Source organism: Microlunatus antarcticus, assembly GCF_014193425.1.
In the GTDB taxonomy this organism is placed as follows: domain Bacteria; phylum Actinomycetota; class Actinomycetes; order Propionibacteriales; family Propionibacteriaceae; genus Microlunatus; species Microlunatus antarcticus.
Genome location: NZ_JACHZG010000001.1, coordinates 1,903,362 through 1,917,315 on the forward strand (window position 1 = coordinate 1,903,362; position 13,954 = coordinate 1,917,315).

Here is a 13,954-nt window from a genome sequence, read left to right on the forward strand (position 1 = left end):
GTCGGTCAGCGCACGACGATGCTCGTCGCGTTCACCGAGCCGTCGGCCGCGCGCGACCCGAGCACGGTGACGACGTCCCCGACCGCGAGCTCTCCGTGGGCGTACGGCTCGGTCACCGTGGTGGTGTCGGTGAACGTCACCGTCCTGCTGGCCCCCTGGTCGGCCAGGACGAGGGTGTGAGCCTTGATCGCGGTGACCTCGCCCGCCGCGGCCGGTGCCGTGCTGGCCGCCCCCGCTCGGGGTGCCGTCGAGCCCGCGGCACCCGACCGCCGAGCCTGGCCCGCTCCGGCCCCGGCCGCACCGGCGGACCCTCCCGCCACCCGGGCCACCTGGACACCGACGAAGACCCCGACGGCCAGGATCAGCAGGCCGAGCAGGACACGGGTCAGCAGGCTCGGCCGGCGTCCGGCCGACAACAGCAGCTCCTCGTCCAGCCCGTCGTCGTCGTCGGAGTACGGCGGCGGGGCCTGACGGTCGTGGTCCACCTCGAGGTCCTCACTCATAGCGCAGCGCGTCGATCGGTTTGAGGCGCGCCGCTCGTCGGGCCGGATAGATGCCGAAGACCAGCCCGATGGCGACCGAGAAGCCGAACGACACGAAGACCGACCACGGGGCGACGGCCGGGACCACCGACGAGATCGTGATCTGCGAACCGAGCAGGCCGACCACGACCCCGGCGAGCCCGCCCATCATCGACAGCAGCACGGCCTCGAACATGAACTGGGCGATGATCACGCTCTGCGGAGCCCCGATCGCCTTCCGGAGCCCGATCTCGCGGGTGCGCTCGGTCACCGTGACCAGCATGATGTTCATGACCCCGATGCCGCCGACCAGGAGCGAGATGCTCGCCACCGCCGCCAGCAGCACGGTGATCAAGGTCGTCACCGTGCCGAGCGCCGACAGGAACGACGCCGCGCTGAAGATCGAGTAGTCACGGTCCGCGGCGGTCACGCCGTGCCGGGCGTCGAGGATCCCCTCGACCTCCGACGTCGCGTCGGCCACCGTGTCCGCGCTGGTCGCCGCCACCGAGATCACGTTGATCGAGCCGTAGCCGGACAGGGTGTCCTGCACGGCGCTCAGCGGGGCCAGCAGACGGTCGTCGGAGTCCTGGAAGCCGGAGCTGCCCTTGGCCGTGAGGATGCCGACGACGACGAACGACTTCCCGTTCAGCTGGATCGTCTGGTTCAGCAGGCCCGTGCCGTCGCCGCCCGCGAGGTCCTTGGCCACGGTCGGACCGACAAGGGCCACCCGCGAGTGGGCCGTGTCGTCCTGCTCCGAGAAGGCCCGGCCGCTGGCCACGGTGTCGTTGTTGATCGCCAGGTAGTTCGCCGTCGCGCCGTTCGTGCTTCCGACGGTGTGGGAGGCGCCCTCGTACGTCGCCGCGACCGAGGTCGGTGACACGACGGCCGCCACGGCCGTGACGTCGGGGGCGAGCTCGGTGCTCTGCAGCGCCTCCGCGTCGGCCATGGTGAGCTGCGCGACGCGGGTCTGCGTGCCGGTGTCGGTCGTCGAGCTGCCCGCGCCACCACCGGCACCCCCGCCGCCGCGCCCGCCCCCGCCGCCGGAGGTCGGGGTCACGGTCAGCGTGTTGGCCCCGAGCCCGCTCACCTGGCCCCGGATGCCGTTGCCCGCGCCCGTGCCGAAGGACACGAGCACGATGACCGACGCGACCCCGATCAGGACGCCGAGCATGGTCAGCGCCGACCGGGCCTTGTTGGCCGCGATGCCCTGCAGCGCGAAGCGGAAGCTCTCGGCGAGGTTCATGCGGCCTCGGGCCTGCGCCACCGGGGCGGCAGATCGCGGACGCCGACCGTACGGGTGTCGCTCGAGACGAGGCCGTCGCGCATCTGCAGGGTGCGCTTGGCGTGCTCGGCGACCTCGGCCTCGTGCGTGATCACCACGATGGAGCGCCCGCCCGCCGACAGGCTGTCGAACAGCTGCAGGACCTCCTCGGTGCTGTGGCTGTCCAGGGCCCCGGTCGGCTCGTCGGCGAGCAGCAGGGCGGGCTCGGTGACGATGGCCCGGGCGACGGCGACGCGCTGCTGCTGACCGCCGGAGAGCTGCGCGGGGGTGTGGTCGAGCCGGCTGGCCAGGCCCACGGTCTCCAGCGCCGCCGCCGCCCGTTCCCGGCGCTCCGCGCCCTTGACCCCCGCGTACGCCAGCGGCAGCTCGACGTTGCGCAGGGCGGTCGTGCGCGGGATCAGGTTGAACGACTGGAAGATGAAGCCGATCTTGCGGTTGCGCACCCGGGACTGCTGGCGGTCGTCCAGCCGGCGCACGTCGATGCCGTCCAGCCGGTACACGCCACGGGTCGGCAGGTCGAGGCAGCCGATGATGTTCATCAGCGTGGACTTCCCGGAGCCGGACGCGCCCATGATCGCGACGTAGTCGCCGCGCTCGACCTCCAGGCTCACCCCGGCGACGGCGTGCACGGCGGTCTCGCCCTCGCCGTAGGTCTTGGTGATGCCCCAGAGGTCGATGACCGGGCGCGCGGCGTCCATCAGCCGCCCCCGCGGCGCGGACCGCCACCACCGGTGGTGGTGGCGGCGGTGGTGAGGGCGATGACGACCTGGTCGCCCTCGGCCAGCCCGCTGGTGATCTCGGTGTCGGTCGTGCCGACGAGGCCCGTCTGCACCTCGACGGTGGAGTCGGCACCGTTGGCCCGACGCAGCACCGTGTAGCGGTCGCCGGCCTTCGTCAGCGCGCTGGTGGGGACGCTGAGGGCGTCCTGCCGCGTACCGGTGGTGACGGTGACCGTGGCGGTCTGCCCGACCCGGAGGCTCGCGGCGGAGGCGTCCAGGGTGATCGTCACGCCGTACTCCACGACGTTGTTGGTGACCGTGCTGGTCGTGTCGATCGCGCTGACCTTGCCCTGCACGGTCTTGTTCGAGGCGGCGAAGACGACCGTGGCGGGCTGGCCGTCCTTCACCTTGACGATGTCGGCCTCCGCGACGTCGGCGGTGACCTGCAGGTGGGCGGCGTCGACGATCTCGACCAGCCCCGCGCCCGACGAGCTCGAGGACCCCGCGCTCGACGACCCCGTGGACCCGGTCGAGCCGGTCGAGCCGGAGGTCGACGACGTCGAGGTGCTCCCGCTGCTGCCGCTCGAGCCCGACGAGGACTGACCCTGGACGGCGCTGATCGTGCCGACCGTGCCGGCCAGCGAGGCCCGCAGCGTGGTGGCGGCCAGCGTGGCCTTCGCCCGCTCGAGCGCGACCTCGTCCTTGTCCACCGCGGTCTGCGCGGAGGCGACGGTGTCGGGGTCGGCCGGCTGGTCGTTGACCGCGACGGTGGCCTGCTGCGAGGCCAGGGTGCGCTGCGCGGAGCTGACCTGTCCCTTGGCGGAGGCGACCGACTGGCGGTCCTTCAGCTTCGTCGCGTCCCGGCCCTGCTTCGCTTGCAGGTACGAGGTCTCGGCCTGCGTCACGGCCGAGTCCTTCGCGTCGTCGGTCGCGTAGGTCGCGTCCTCGGCGTCGTCGAGCGCCTCCTTCGCGCGGTGCACGAGCTGGTCCTGCTGCTTGGCGTCGAGGTCGGCGGTGTCCTCGGCGCCGTCCAACGAGGTCCGCGCGTTCTTCACCGACGTCTCCGCCGAGGCGACGCTGGCCTGGTCCTGCTGCTGCTCGGCGAGGGTGCGACCCCGGGTCGCGGTCTGCAGCTGGGCCTGCGCCGAGCGGAGGTCGGACTCGGCGTTGTCGACGGCGTCGCGGGCGTCGCCGTCGTCGACGACGAGCAGCCGCTGCCCCTTCGTCACCCGCTGCCCGGTGTGCACGTAGATCTTCTCGACGGTCCCGCTGGCGCCGCTGCCCATGCTCTGCGCCACGGTGGAACGGGCCTCGGCGTTGCCGCTCGCGGTGACCGTCGCGACGACGGTGCCGCGCGTCACGGCGACGACCTGCCCGGCCGTCAGCGGGACGGGCCTGGTCGCGGCGAGGGAGGCGTACGTCCCGGCCCCCACGCCGGCCAGCGCCAGCACGATGACGCCGTTGACCGCGATGCGTCGTCGGTTCACGTCAGCACGGTAAGGCGCGGACCTGTTGACGGGCTATGTTTCTCAGCCCCACCACAGGTGCTGCGGATCTGCGCTGGTGCCCGGGCCCCGTCGGGGTCCCGGGCACCGCGGGATCAGCTGGGCGAGATCAGCTGTTCTCCTCCAGCTTGAGCGCGACGCCGAGGGCGAAGAACGTCGGCGCCCAGTGCCCGACGAAGATGCCCCAGCGGTCCGCCTGCGCCTTGGAGTCGCCCTTCTTGCCGCGGCTCGCGTAGTGCGCCACCCAGGAGGCGGCGATCGAGGCGAAGCCGGCGGCGTACGCGTACTCGCTCTTGAAGCCGGCGTTGCTGAGGGCGGCGACCACGCCGCCCCCGGACTTGACGGTCTTGACGGCGTCGTTCGCGGCGCTCTTGGCCGTGCTGCCGAGGTCGTCGGCCTTGTCGGACAGGCTCATGGGGATGGGTCCTTCCACTCGGGGGGCGACGGTCTGGGCTCGACCGTCGCTCCCGTCATCCGACCACAGGCGTCGGGGCGAAGACCAGGTGCCCGGGTTCCGTCCCCGCGCCCCCGGGCGCTCGAGGGATCTGGCACGATGGGCGCAGCTCGGAAACATGCTCGTAACAATGGGGCGGACCGGGTCTGGTCGACGACGATCGGAAGGACGAGATGGGAACCACAGCCCTGCTGGTGTTCGCCCTGGGTGCCGTGCTGGCGATGATCGCCGGCGTCACGTGGATCCTGTGGGAGGACGCCTCCACCCATCGCCGCGCGCACGACGACCTGGAGACGTGCGAGTCCATCTGGGCGCTCACGGCCGACCGGCCCCTGACGGACTCCTGACCAGGTCCTGACCGCGCCAGCGCTCGCGCCGGGCTACGGCGCGACGAGCGGCAGCAGGTCGTGGTCGGCGTCGTGCTCGGCCAGCCAGGCCACCGCCTCGCGCGCCGCGGCCTGCGACGTCCAGCCGGGCGCGTAACCGAGTCGGTCGACGCCCTTGGCGATCGAGCAGACCTGGCTGCGGTGCAGGTGCTCCCAGCTCGTCGAGGCGTGCTCCGCCCCGGCCAGCTCCTCGAACTCCGGCCACGGCACCGACCGCAGCGCCGGCTCGTGACCCCACCAGCCGTACGCCGCCTCGGCGAAGCCGCGCACCGTCAGCGCCCGCGCGCTGACCGCGTGGAACGACTCGCCGACCGAGGCCTCGGGCACCTCCAGCACCCGCTCGAACACCTGGGCCACGTCGTCGGCGTGCACGTGGTGCATCGTCGCGGACGCGTCGCCCGGGACGACGAGCTCCTCGCCGCGCGCGATCGTCGCCCAGACCCGGGGGTCGACGTTGCCGACGGGGTTGATCACCGGCCAACCCGCCCCACTGATGTGGCCGGGGTGGACGACGGTGGACGCCAGGCCGCCGGCGGCCGTCTCGGCGAAGAGCAGTTCCTCGATGGCGTGCTTGGCCGTGCCGTACTCACCGAACGGGAACTTCGGGTCTTCCTCCAGCATCGGCAGGCTCGTGCTCAGCCCGTGCGACCAGACCGAGCCGCAGTGCGCGTGCAGGCCGACGTGGCCGCGCAGCCCCTCGACCAGCTGGGTCGCGGACGCGGGGGTGAAGCAGACGAGATCGACCACGGCGTCGGGCCGGTGGGCCAGGATCTGCTCCGCCGTGGTCCCGTCGGCGTCGGACGCGTCACGGTCCAGCACCACCCGCTCGGCCTGCCCCCAGGCCTCGTCAAGGTGGTACGGCTCGCGCGTGCCACGGCTCGCGGCGACGACCTCGTGACCCGCGCGGATCAGGCGGGGGGTGAGGTGGGTGCCGATATGCCCGGTCGCTCCGAGGATGTAGATGCGCATGGGCTCACGTTAGGGGTCTGCTTCGTCTCCGGCCCGGGCGCCGGGGACGGGGGCGCCGCACAACCATCCGCCCGGGCGCCGTCCCTCGTGATCGCCCACCTCCGCCCGCAGCGCCCGGGCTCCCGCCAGACCCATCCACGCGCGGCGCCCCCGTCCCCGGCACCCGAGCCTCAGCTTTCTCCCGTGGTCACCCGCTCTCCGTCCTGCTTCGCTCCACGGCTGCGCGAGGCCGTGCGCGGGCCGTTCGGGGGCAGTTCTAGGCTCGGGAGGACAGAGACGACCAGCAGGAGATGATCACGTGGCAGTAGCGGACGCGGGCACGATCGAGCTCGGTGGGAAGACGGTCAACCGGTTGGGGTTCGGCGCGATGCGGATCACCGGGGACGGGATCTGGGGGCCGCCGAAGGACCACGACGAGGCGCTCGCGGTGCTGCGCCGCGCGGTCGAGCTCGGGGTGACGCTCATCGACACGGCCGACTCGTACGGGCCGTACGTCTCGGAGGACCTGATCCACGAGGCCCTGCACGGGCAGGTCGGGGGCGAGGGCTACGGCGACGTCGTCGTCGCGACCAAGGGTGGTCTCACCCGGCACGGGCCGAACGTGTGGCCGCCGCTGGGGCGCCCGGAGTACCTGCGGCAGTGCATCCTCATGTCGCTGCGGCGGCTCGAGGTCGAGCAGATCGACCTGTGGCAGCTGCACCGCATCGACGCGAAGACGCCGCGCGAGGAGCAGTTCGCCGAGATCAAGACGTTCCTCGACGAGGGCCTGGCCCTGCAGGTCGGCCTGTCCGAGGTCGGCGTCGACGAGATCAAGGCCGCGCAGGACGCCGGGCTGCCGATCGCGTCGGTCCAGAACCGCTACAACCTCGCCGACCGGGCGGCGGAGGACGTCCTCGACTTCTGCGAGGCCAACGACATCGCCTTCATCCCGTGGGCCCCGATCGCGTCGGGCTCGCTGGCGAAGCCGGGCGGCGCGCTCGACCAGGTGGCGAAGGAGCACCCCGGCGTGACGACCTCGCAGCTGGCGCTGGCCTGGCTGCTGCGCCGGTCGCCGGTCATCGTCCCCATCCCCGGGACCGGGTCGGTCGCGCACCTCGAGGAGAACCTCGCGGCGGCCGACGTCGAGCTCACCGACGAGCAGTTCCAAGCGCTGTCGGACGCGGCCTAGGCGTGCGCATCCGCGAGGCGACCGCCGGTGACTGGTCGGCCATCCACCCGATCTTCGCCGCGGTCGTCTCCGCGGGCACGACGTACGTCTACCCGCTCGGCCTGTCGTCGGAGGAGGCCCGAGCCCTCTGGATGGGCCAGGGCCACGTCGTGGTCGCCGTCGAGGAGGACGAGGCGGCCGACGGCACAGTCCTGGGCTCGGCGGTGATGGGGCCGAACCGGATGGGACGGGGCGCCCACGTGGCGACGGCGAGCTTCATGGTCTCCGAGCACACCCGCGGTCGCGGGGTGGGTCGCGCGCTGGGGGAGCACATGCTCGCCTGGGCGGGCGCCGAGGGCTTCCGGGCCGTGCAGTTCAACGCGGTGGTCGAGACGAACACGGCGGCGGTCGCCCTGTGGCGCTCGCTCGGCTTCACGGTGATCGGCACCGTCCCGGAGGCCTTCGACCACCCCGAGCACGGCTACGTCGGGCTGCACGTCATGCATCGCTTCCTGCCCTGACCCCGACCGTCAGCATCGGCGCGCCGAGCCGGGCGGTGTCGACGGTGACGCCGAGCCCGGGTCCGTCGGGCAACGAGCCGAAGCCGTCGACCGAGCGCGGCTGGTACCCGGCGACGTGGCCGTCGGTCCAGTCGTTGAAGAACGACGTCATGAACAGCGACTCCGGGCGCGTGCTCGCGGCCAGCTGGCTCACGGCGGCGGTGATGACGTCGCCGCCCCACATGTCCTCCAGCGACACACGCAGCCCGAGCTCCTGCATCGCGTCGCGCAGCAGCGCCGTCCGGGTGAGGCCGCCGACCCGGCTGATCTTGAGATTCACCGAGACCGCACCCGCGTCCTGCTTCGCCGCCCACAGGTCGGCTAGGGTCGAGACCGACTCGTCGAGCACCAGCGGCAGCGGCGACCCGCGGTGGGCCAGCGCGGAGTCGGCGGTCGTGCGGCAGGGCTGCTCGACGAACACCGGCAGGTCGGCCATCCCGTGCACGGCCACGCGTGCCGAGGCGAGGTCCCAGCCACCGTTCGCGTCGGCGACGACCACCGTGCTCTCCCCGCCCGCCCCGACGCAGGCACGCGTCCGGGCGACGTCGGTGCGGGGCTCGTTGCCGACCTTGAGCTGGAACCGTTCGATCCCGGCGGCGCGACGGCCCTGGACGAACTCGGCCATCGCCGCCGGCGCCCCCAGCGGCACCGCTTCGTACAGCGGCCAGCGCTCCGTCAGCACACCGCCCAGCAGATCGGCGACCGGGCGGTCGAGCGCCCGGCCCGCCAGGTCCCAGCAGGCGATGTCGACCGCGCTCTTGGCGTACGGCTGCCCGAGCAGGGTCGCGTCCATCACGCGGTTGACGAGCGACGGCCGCGTGGGGTCGAGGCCCAGCAGCGACGGGGCCAGCTCGGCCAGGCCGGCGCGGATGGTGCCGGGGGAGGTCGGGAGGTAGGTCCGGCCGAGCGTGGTGACCTCGCCCCACCCGTCGAGCCCCTCGTCGGTCCGCAGCCGGACGAGCGTCCCGTCCTCGTGCGTGGCCGCCCGGCCGCCGGACATCACGTACGTCCCGTGGACGTAGCCGACCGCGTAGGAGTGGACGTCGATCCCGATGATCTTCACGGCCGTCATCCTCGCGGACGTCGGCGGAGCGCTGCGCTCAGGGCGTGGCGTCGCGCCGGACGTAGAGGGTGACGCCGACCCCGTGGGTGCCGGTGCGCTCCTTGGCGTCGAAAGAGCGTTCCAGCAGGGCGAGCTCCGCCCTCGCGTCGGTCTCGGTTGGCAGCAGGGACAGGCCCGGGCGCCCGATGGCCCACACGCGCGGGCTCTCGGTGAGGTTGTGCAGCGTCGCGTCCAGGGGGAGCGGGCGGCCGGTGAGGTTGCCCGCCGCCTCGGGGCTGTCGGAGAGGGAGGCGTCGCGCGTCTGGGCGAACGAGTCCGGGTAGACGAGCGCGACGAGCCGCCGGTTGTCCGGCAGGAACAGCACGGCGTCGCCGGGCTGCGCCTGGGCGCCGACGAGCTCCGCGGCCCCCGCGAGGTCGTCGGGACGCGAGTCGGCCGTCCGCTCGAGGCGCTGGGCCCCCACGCCGGCGGCGGAAACGACGAGGACGAGGGCGGACGCGACGAGGGCGAGCGCTGCGGGTCGTCCGGTCCGCCGCGCGGCGGCCTCGCCGAGGCGGACGACGCCGAGCCCGGCGAGCAGCGCGACGCCCGCCACGGAGGGGAGGACGTAGCGCGGCACGAAGACGGGCTGGACGAACGAGGCCGCCAGGAGCAGCCCGGACGGGACGGCGAGCAGCGGCACCGCCAGCGCCCGCAGGCGACGGGCCGACGCCGTCCCGCGCGGCCAGGCGCCCGCCAGCACGAGGAGGCCCATGACCGCGGCCAGCGGCAGGGTGGGTCCGAGGGTCAGGTGGACGAGGTCGCGCACCGAGCCGATGCCGGGGCGCGGGATCCAGCCGATCTGGTTCGGCTGCTGGCGCGAGACGAGGACCAGGACGCCGGCGACCAGGACGGCGGGCGCGCTCGCCGCCGCTGCGCGGAGCAGCGTGGCCCGTGGGGTACGCCACCAGAGCAGGGTCACGCCGAGCGCGACGGGCACGAGGACCGCGAGCACGTTCAGCCCGACGAGGACGGCGGCGGCGACCGCGTACGCCCACCACCACCGCCGGTCCGGCGCGAGCTCACGGCGGTGCCCGAGCGCCTGCAGCAGGAGGTACGCGGCCAGGAGGGCGCACGCCGCCACCATCGCGGTCGACCGCGCCTCCTGCGCGTAGTAGGAGACCGACGGGTGCACCGCGAAGAGCAGCCCGGCGACGAGGCCGACCGGTGCCGAGACGAGCCGGGTGCCGAGGACCCCCACGAGCCCGGCGGCGACGGCCATCGCCAGCACCGACGGGACGCGCGCCCACGTCTCGCCGCTGCCCAGCTGGAACCAGCCGTGCAGGAGGGTGTAGTAGAGCGCGTGCACGGTCTCGAGCTGAGTCAGCATCGAGAAGAGCTCGGGCAGCGTCCGCCGGACGGCGACCAGCGTCGCGGCCTCGTCGCGCCAGACCGAGTGCCGGTCCAGGCCCACGAGACCGAGGCAGAGCATCAGCACCGCGGGCACCGCCCAGGCCGAGCGGGAGGCCCAGCGGGGACGGCGTAGCCGCGGGCCCACCTCCGACGACGTCACGCCTAACGTCGTGGTGGTCACGCGGGAACCGTAGCCGCTGGCCAGGCTGTCCGCATGTCCCACGGCGAGACGACAGCCCCTCCACGCCTACCCGGTCGCGGTCCCCGCGACGGCGAGGTGACGCAGCCCGGCCGGGGTCCCGCCGATCGTCGACACGACGTCGGTCGTCGTGTCGACGGCCCGCAGCCGGCCGTCGGTGAGGGCGAGGAGGTAGCGCCCGTTCGGCGTCCAGGCGGCCTGGGCGACGCCGTCCTGCTCGGCCGGCGCCCCCGGCACCTCGACCCGGTGGCCGCTCTTTAGCTCCACGAGCACGAGGCGCGCCCCGGAACGGGTCGGCTTCGGCAGGGCCAGGGCCACCCAGCGCCGGTCCGGGCTGAGCACCCCCCACGAGCTGCCGGCGGTCGTGACGTCCTTGGCGTAGAGCCCCTCGAGCGAGGCGTGCACGGCCGGCAGGTAGCGCGGGGCGCGACCCGGACGGTTCACGCGGGCGTCGCAGCGCAGCTTGTCGTTGCAGTCCCAGGTGAGCACGGCGTCGGTCCCGACCCCGAGCAGCGTGCCCCGGGACAAGCGGCGGGACCCGGTCGCGCCGGCCTCGTACGTCCCCGACGCGGTGACGGCCACCAGGGAGTCCGTGAGCTGACCGACCGGGAGCCCGAGGGTGCCGGGCAGGCGGATGCTCGCGTCGCCGACCCGGTTGCCGTCCACGTCGACCTGCACCGCCGTACGCCCGCCGTTGCGGTCCGCCTGGCTCGGCACCACCCAGATGGCGTCGGGCCCGGCGGGGTACGCGCGGCCGGCCTGCTGCAGCGGGACGGGCAGGAGCGACGCCCCGGCGCCGTCGTGGACGACGAAGCCGGAGGGGTCGGCGTCGGTCTTGGAGGCGACCCAGCCCGCGCCGGCGAAGAACCGGGCGGGCTCGACCAGCGCCGGGGTCGGCGTGACGGTCGCGGCCCCGCTGGTCAGGTCGGCCCGCTGCACCGCGCCCGAGGACTGCAGGTAGACGACCGCGTCGCCGGCACCGGCCAGCGTGAAGGTCGCCTGCTCGCCCGGGGCCGCCGGGACCACCGCCGTCGGGTCGGCGACCGTCGCCGTCGGCGCGCCGTCCGTCGTCGCGGCGAGCCGGTGCTGGACCAGGAACCCACCCGTCGCCAGGAGGACCACCGCGACCGGCACCGCCACCCAGGGCCAGCGCCGTCGGGGCCGCTGGGCGTACCAGGCGGGCGGCGTCGCGGGGGCGGGTGTGGCCTGCTCCTCCACGTCGGCCTGCGTCTCGGGTCCGGAGGCGTCCGGCTGCACGTCGTCCTCAGGCACCGACGTAGCCCGCCAGGTGCTGACCGGTCAGGGTCGAGGCGTCCGCGACCAGGTCGGCCGGCGTGCCCTCGAAGACGACCCGGCCCCCGTCGCGGCCGGCACCGGGGCCGAGGTCGATGATCCAGTCGGCGTGGGCCATGACGGCCTGGTGGTGCTCGATGACGACCAGCGACTTGCCCCCGTCGACCAGGCGGTCGAGCAGGGCGAGCAGCTGGTCGACGTCGGCCAGGTGCAGCCCGGTCGTCGGCTCGTCGAGGACGACCACCACGCCCTTGTCGCCGAGGTGGGTGGCCAGCTTGAGCCGCTGGCGCTCCCCGCCGGACAGGGTCGTCAACGGCTGGCCGAGGCTCACGTAGCCCAGGCCGACGTCGACGAGGTGGCGCAGGATCGTGTGGGCGGCCGGCAGCCGCCCGTCTCCGTCGGCGAAGAACGCCTCGGCCTGCGTGATGGACATGGCCAGCACCTCACTGATGTCGCGGCCGCCGAACGTGTACCCGAGCACGTCGGCGGAGAAGCGCCGACCCTCGCACACCTCGCACGTCGTGGCGACCCCCGCCATCATGGCCAGGTCGGTGTAGACGACGCCGGCGCCGTTGCAGCTCGGGCAGGCGCCCTCGGAGTTGGCGCTGAACAGCGCGGGCTTGACGCCGTTCGCCTTCGCGAACGCCTTGCGGATCGGGTCGAGCAGCCCGGTGTAGGTCGCCGGGTTGCTCCGGCGCGAGCCGCGGATCGGGGCCTGGTCGACGACGACCACCCCGTCGCGTCCCCGCAGGGAGCCGTGGACCAGCGAGCTCTTCCCGGACCCCGCGACCCCGGTGACGACGACGAGCACGCCCAGCGGGACGTCGACGTCCACGTCGAGCAGGTTGTGCTCGGAGGCGCCCCGGACCTCGATCGCGCCGTGCGGCGACCGGACCGCGTCCTTGAGCCGGGCCCGGTCCTCGAGGTGGCGGCCGGTGACGGTGCCGCTGGCCCGGAGCCCGTCCACGGTGCCCTCGAAGCAGATCCGCCCGCCCTCGGTCCCGGCACCCGGGCCCAGGTCGACGACGTGGTCGGCGATCACGATCGCCTCGGGCTTGTGCTCGACCACGAGCACCGTGTTGCCCTTGTCCCGCAGCCGGAGCAGCAGGGAGTTCATCCGCTCGATGTCGTGGGGGTGCAGCCCGATCGTCGGCTCGTCGAAGACGTAGGTGACGTCGGTCAGCGCCGACCCGAGGTGGCGCACCATCTTGGTGCGCTGCGACTCGCCGCCCGAGAGCGTGCCCGACGCCCGGTCCAGGCTGAGGTAGCCGAGCCCGATCTCGGCGAACGAGTCGAGCGTGCCGCGCAGCACGCCGAGCAGCGGGGCGACGGACGGCTCGTCGAGCTGACGGACCCACGCCGCCAGGTCGCTGATCTGCATCGCGCACGCGTCGGCGATGCTCAGCCCGTCGATCTTGGCGGAGCGCGCCGCCTCGGTCAGCCGCGTCCCGTCGCACTCCGGGCAGGTCGTGAAGGTCACCGCCCGGTCCACGAAGGCGCGCACGTGCGGCTGCAGCGCGTCGACGTCCTTGGACAGCACCGACTTGCGCAGCCTGGGGATCAGGCCCTCGTACGTGAGGTTGACGCCGTCGACCTTGATCTTCCGCGGCGCGGCGTGCAGCAGGTCGGCCAGCTGCTTCGCGGGGTAGCGCGCGATCGGGAGGTCGAGGTCGAAGCCGGCCCCGGCGAAGATCCGGCCGAACCAGCCGTCCATGGAGTAGCCCGGGATGGTCAGCGCGCCCCCGCCGAGCGACTTCGACGCGTCGTAGAGCTGGGTGAGGTCGATGTCGTTCACCGCGCCCCGGCCCTCGCACCGGGGGCACATCCCGCCGGTGACGCTGAAGCTGCGGCGTTCCTTGACCTCCTGGCCGGCGCGGGTCGTGGTCACCGCACCGCTGCCGCTGATCGAGGCGACGTTGAACGAGAAGGCCTGGGCCGAGCCCACGTAGGGGCGGCCCAGCCGGCTGAAGAGGATGCGGAGCATCGCGTTGGCGTCGGTCGCCGTCCCCACCGTCGAGCGGGGGTCGGCCCCCATCCGCTGCTGGTCGACGATGATGGCCGTCGTCAGGCCCTCGAGGACGTCGACGTCGGGCCGGGCCAGGGAGGGCATGAAGCCCTGCACGAACGAGCTGTACGTCTCGTTGATGAGCCGCTGCGACTCCGCGGCCACGGTGTCGAAGACCAGCGAGCTCTTGCCCGAGCCCGACACCCCGGTGAAGACGGTGAGGCGCCGCTTGGGGATCTCGAGGCTGACGTCGCGGAGGTTGTTGACCCGGGCCCCGATCACCCGGATCACGTCGTCGGCGTCCCGACCGGTGGGCGGACGCGTCTCGGTGGTCGTGCTCACGGCGGCTCCTGGGTGGATCGGGGGCTGGTGGTGAGTATGACGGTCCGGGGTGGCAGGACGTGACGTGACGACGCCCCCGAGCCTGTCCTTCGACAGGCTCGGGGGCGTCCTCGTGGT

At 73.5% G+C, this 13,954-nt stretch carries 13 protein-coding genes; 3 read left to right on the forward strand and 10 right to left on the reverse strand.

Annotated elements, in window-relative coordinates:
- Positions 1 to 5: 5 nt before the first annotated feature.
- From FHX39_RS08795 to FHX39_RS08815, 5 genes are all read right to left on the reverse strand, one after another.
- A complete protein-coding gene (locus tag FHX39_RS08795; protein ID WP_183337692.1) occupies positions 6 to 503 on the reverse strand; it encodes a DUF5666 domain-containing protein in 498 nt (165 codons plus the stop codon).
- Positions 496 to 1,764, reverse strand: a complete 1,269-nt coding sequence (locus FHX39_RS08800) for an ABC transporter permease (protein ID WP_183337693.1) — start codon at positions 1,762 to 1,764, stop codon at positions 496 to 498. The genes FHX39_RS08795 and FHX39_RS08800 overlap by 8 nt, the downstream gene beginning before the upstream one ends.
- Entirely contained in the window at positions 1,761 to 2,501 is a 741-nt protein-coding gene (locus FHX39_RS08805; RefSeq protein ID WP_183337694.1) for an ABC transporter ATP-binding protein, read from the reverse strand. Before FHX39_RS08805 ends, FHX39_RS08800 begins: the two co-directional genes overlap by 4 nt.
- Positions 2,501 to 4,009 (reverse strand): efflux RND transporter periplasmic adaptor subunit, encoded by a 1,509-nt coding sequence (locus tag FHX39_RS08810; protein WP_183337695.1) that lies wholly within the window; start codon positions 4,007 to 4,009, stop codon positions 2,501 to 2,503. Before FHX39_RS08810 ends, FHX39_RS08805 begins: the two co-directional genes overlap by 1 nt.
- Positions 4,010 to 4,136: 127 nt before the next feature.
- The gene (locus tag FHX39_RS08815) at positions 4,137 to 4,442 is read right to left on the reverse strand and encodes a hypothetical protein (RefSeq protein WP_198423313.1); all 306 of its coding nucleotides are present in this window, start codon (positions 4,440 to 4,442) and stop codon (positions 4,137 to 4,139) included.
- A gap of 212 nt (positions 4,443 to 4,654) precedes the next feature.
- Between FHX39_RS08815 and FHX39_RS08820 the strand changes: the two genes are divergently transcribed.
- Complete coding sequence (locus FHX39_RS08820) at positions 4,655 to 4,828, forward strand: hypothetical protein (RefSeq protein WP_183337696.1); 174 nt, start codon at positions 4,655 to 4,657, stop codon at positions 4,826 to 4,828.
- A gap of 33 nt (positions 4,829 to 4,861) precedes the next feature.
- On the opposite strand, the gene FHX39_RS08825 is transcribed toward FHX39_RS08820, so the two are convergent.
- The gene (locus FHX39_RS08825) at positions 4,862 to 5,836 is read right to left on the reverse strand and encodes an NAD-dependent epimerase/dehydratase family protein (protein ID WP_183337697.1); all 975 of its coding nucleotides are present in this window, start codon (positions 5,834 to 5,836) and stop codon (positions 4,862 to 4,864) included.
- 298 nt (positions 5,837 to 6,134) lie between these two features.
- On the opposite strand from FHX39_RS08825, the gene FHX39_RS08830 reads away from it, so the two are divergent.
- Together FHX39_RS08830 and FHX39_RS08835 are read left to right on the forward strand one after the other, a co-directional pair.
- A complete protein-coding gene (locus FHX39_RS08830; protein WP_183337698.1) occupies positions 6,135 to 7,004 on the forward strand; it encodes an aldo/keto reductase in 870 nt (289 codons plus the stop codon).
- Between the two features lie 2 nt (positions 7,005 to 7,006).
- On the forward strand, positions 7,007 to 7,504 hold the full coding sequence (locus tag FHX39_RS08835; RefSeq protein ID WP_183337699.1) for a GNAT family N-acetyltransferase: 498 nt from the start codon (positions 7,007 to 7,009) through the stop codon (positions 7,502 to 7,504).
- Here the strand turns inward: FHX39_RS08835 and FHX39_RS08840 are convergent.
- The 4 genes from FHX39_RS08840 to FHX39_RS08855 all read right to left on the reverse strand — a co-directional run bounded on the left by FHX39_RS08840 (position 7,482) and on the right by FHX39_RS08855 (position 13,837).
- Positions 7,482 to 8,606, reverse strand: a complete 1,125-nt coding sequence (locus FHX39_RS08840; RefSeq protein ID WP_183337700.1) for a mandelate racemase/muconate lactonizing enzyme family protein — start codon at positions 8,604 to 8,606, stop codon at positions 7,482 to 7,484. The two genes, FHX39_RS08835 and FHX39_RS08840, sit on opposite strands and share 23 nt — an antisense overlap.
- A 37-nt stretch (positions 8,607 to 8,643) precedes the next feature.
- Entirely contained in the window at positions 8,644 to 10,179 is a 1,536-nt protein-coding gene (locus tag FHX39_RS08845) for a glycosyltransferase family 39 protein (protein ID WP_183337701.1), read from the reverse strand.
- A gap of 66 nt (positions 10,180 to 10,245) precedes the next feature.
- A complete protein-coding gene (locus FHX39_RS08850) occupies positions 10,246 to 11,469 on the reverse strand; it encodes a hypothetical protein (protein ID WP_183337702.1) in 1,224 nt (407 codons plus the stop codon).
- Positions 11,462 to 13,837 (reverse strand): ATP-binding cassette domain-containing protein, encoded by a 2,376-nt coding sequence (locus FHX39_RS08855; protein ID WP_183337703.1) that lies wholly within the window; start codon positions 13,835 to 13,837, stop codon positions 11,462 to 11,464. The genes FHX39_RS08850 and FHX39_RS08855 overlap by 8 nt, the downstream gene beginning before the upstream one ends.
- Positions 13,838 to 13,954 lie beyond the last annotated feature (117 nt).

Bases quoted from the DNA above. Each gene is read 5' to 3' on its own strand.
- FHX39_RS08820 (WP_183337696.1), top strand. From the start codon at position 4,655: ATGGGAACCACAGCCCTGCTGGTGTTCGCCCTGGGTGCCGTGCTGGCG.
- FHX39_RS08815 (WP_198423313.1), bottom strand. From the start codon at position 4,442: ATGAGCCTGTCCGACAAGGCCGACGACCTCGGCAGCACGGCCAAGAGC.
- FHX39_RS08805 (WP_183337694.1), bottom strand. From the start codon at position 2,501: ATGGACGCCGCGCGCCCGGTCATCGACCTCTGGGGCATCACCAAGACC.
- FHX39_RS08795 (WP_183337692.1), bottom strand. From the start codon at position 503: ATGAGTGAGGACCTCGAGGTGGACCACGACCGTCAGGCCCCGCCGCCG.
- FHX39_RS08800 (WP_183337693.1), bottom strand. From the start codon at position 1,764: ATGAACCTCGCCGAGAGCTTCCGCTTCGCGCTGCAGGGCATCGCGGCC.
- FHX39_RS08825 (WP_183337697.1), bottom strand. From the start codon at position 5,836: ATGCGCATCTACATCCTCGGAGCGACCGGGCATATCGGCACCCACCTC.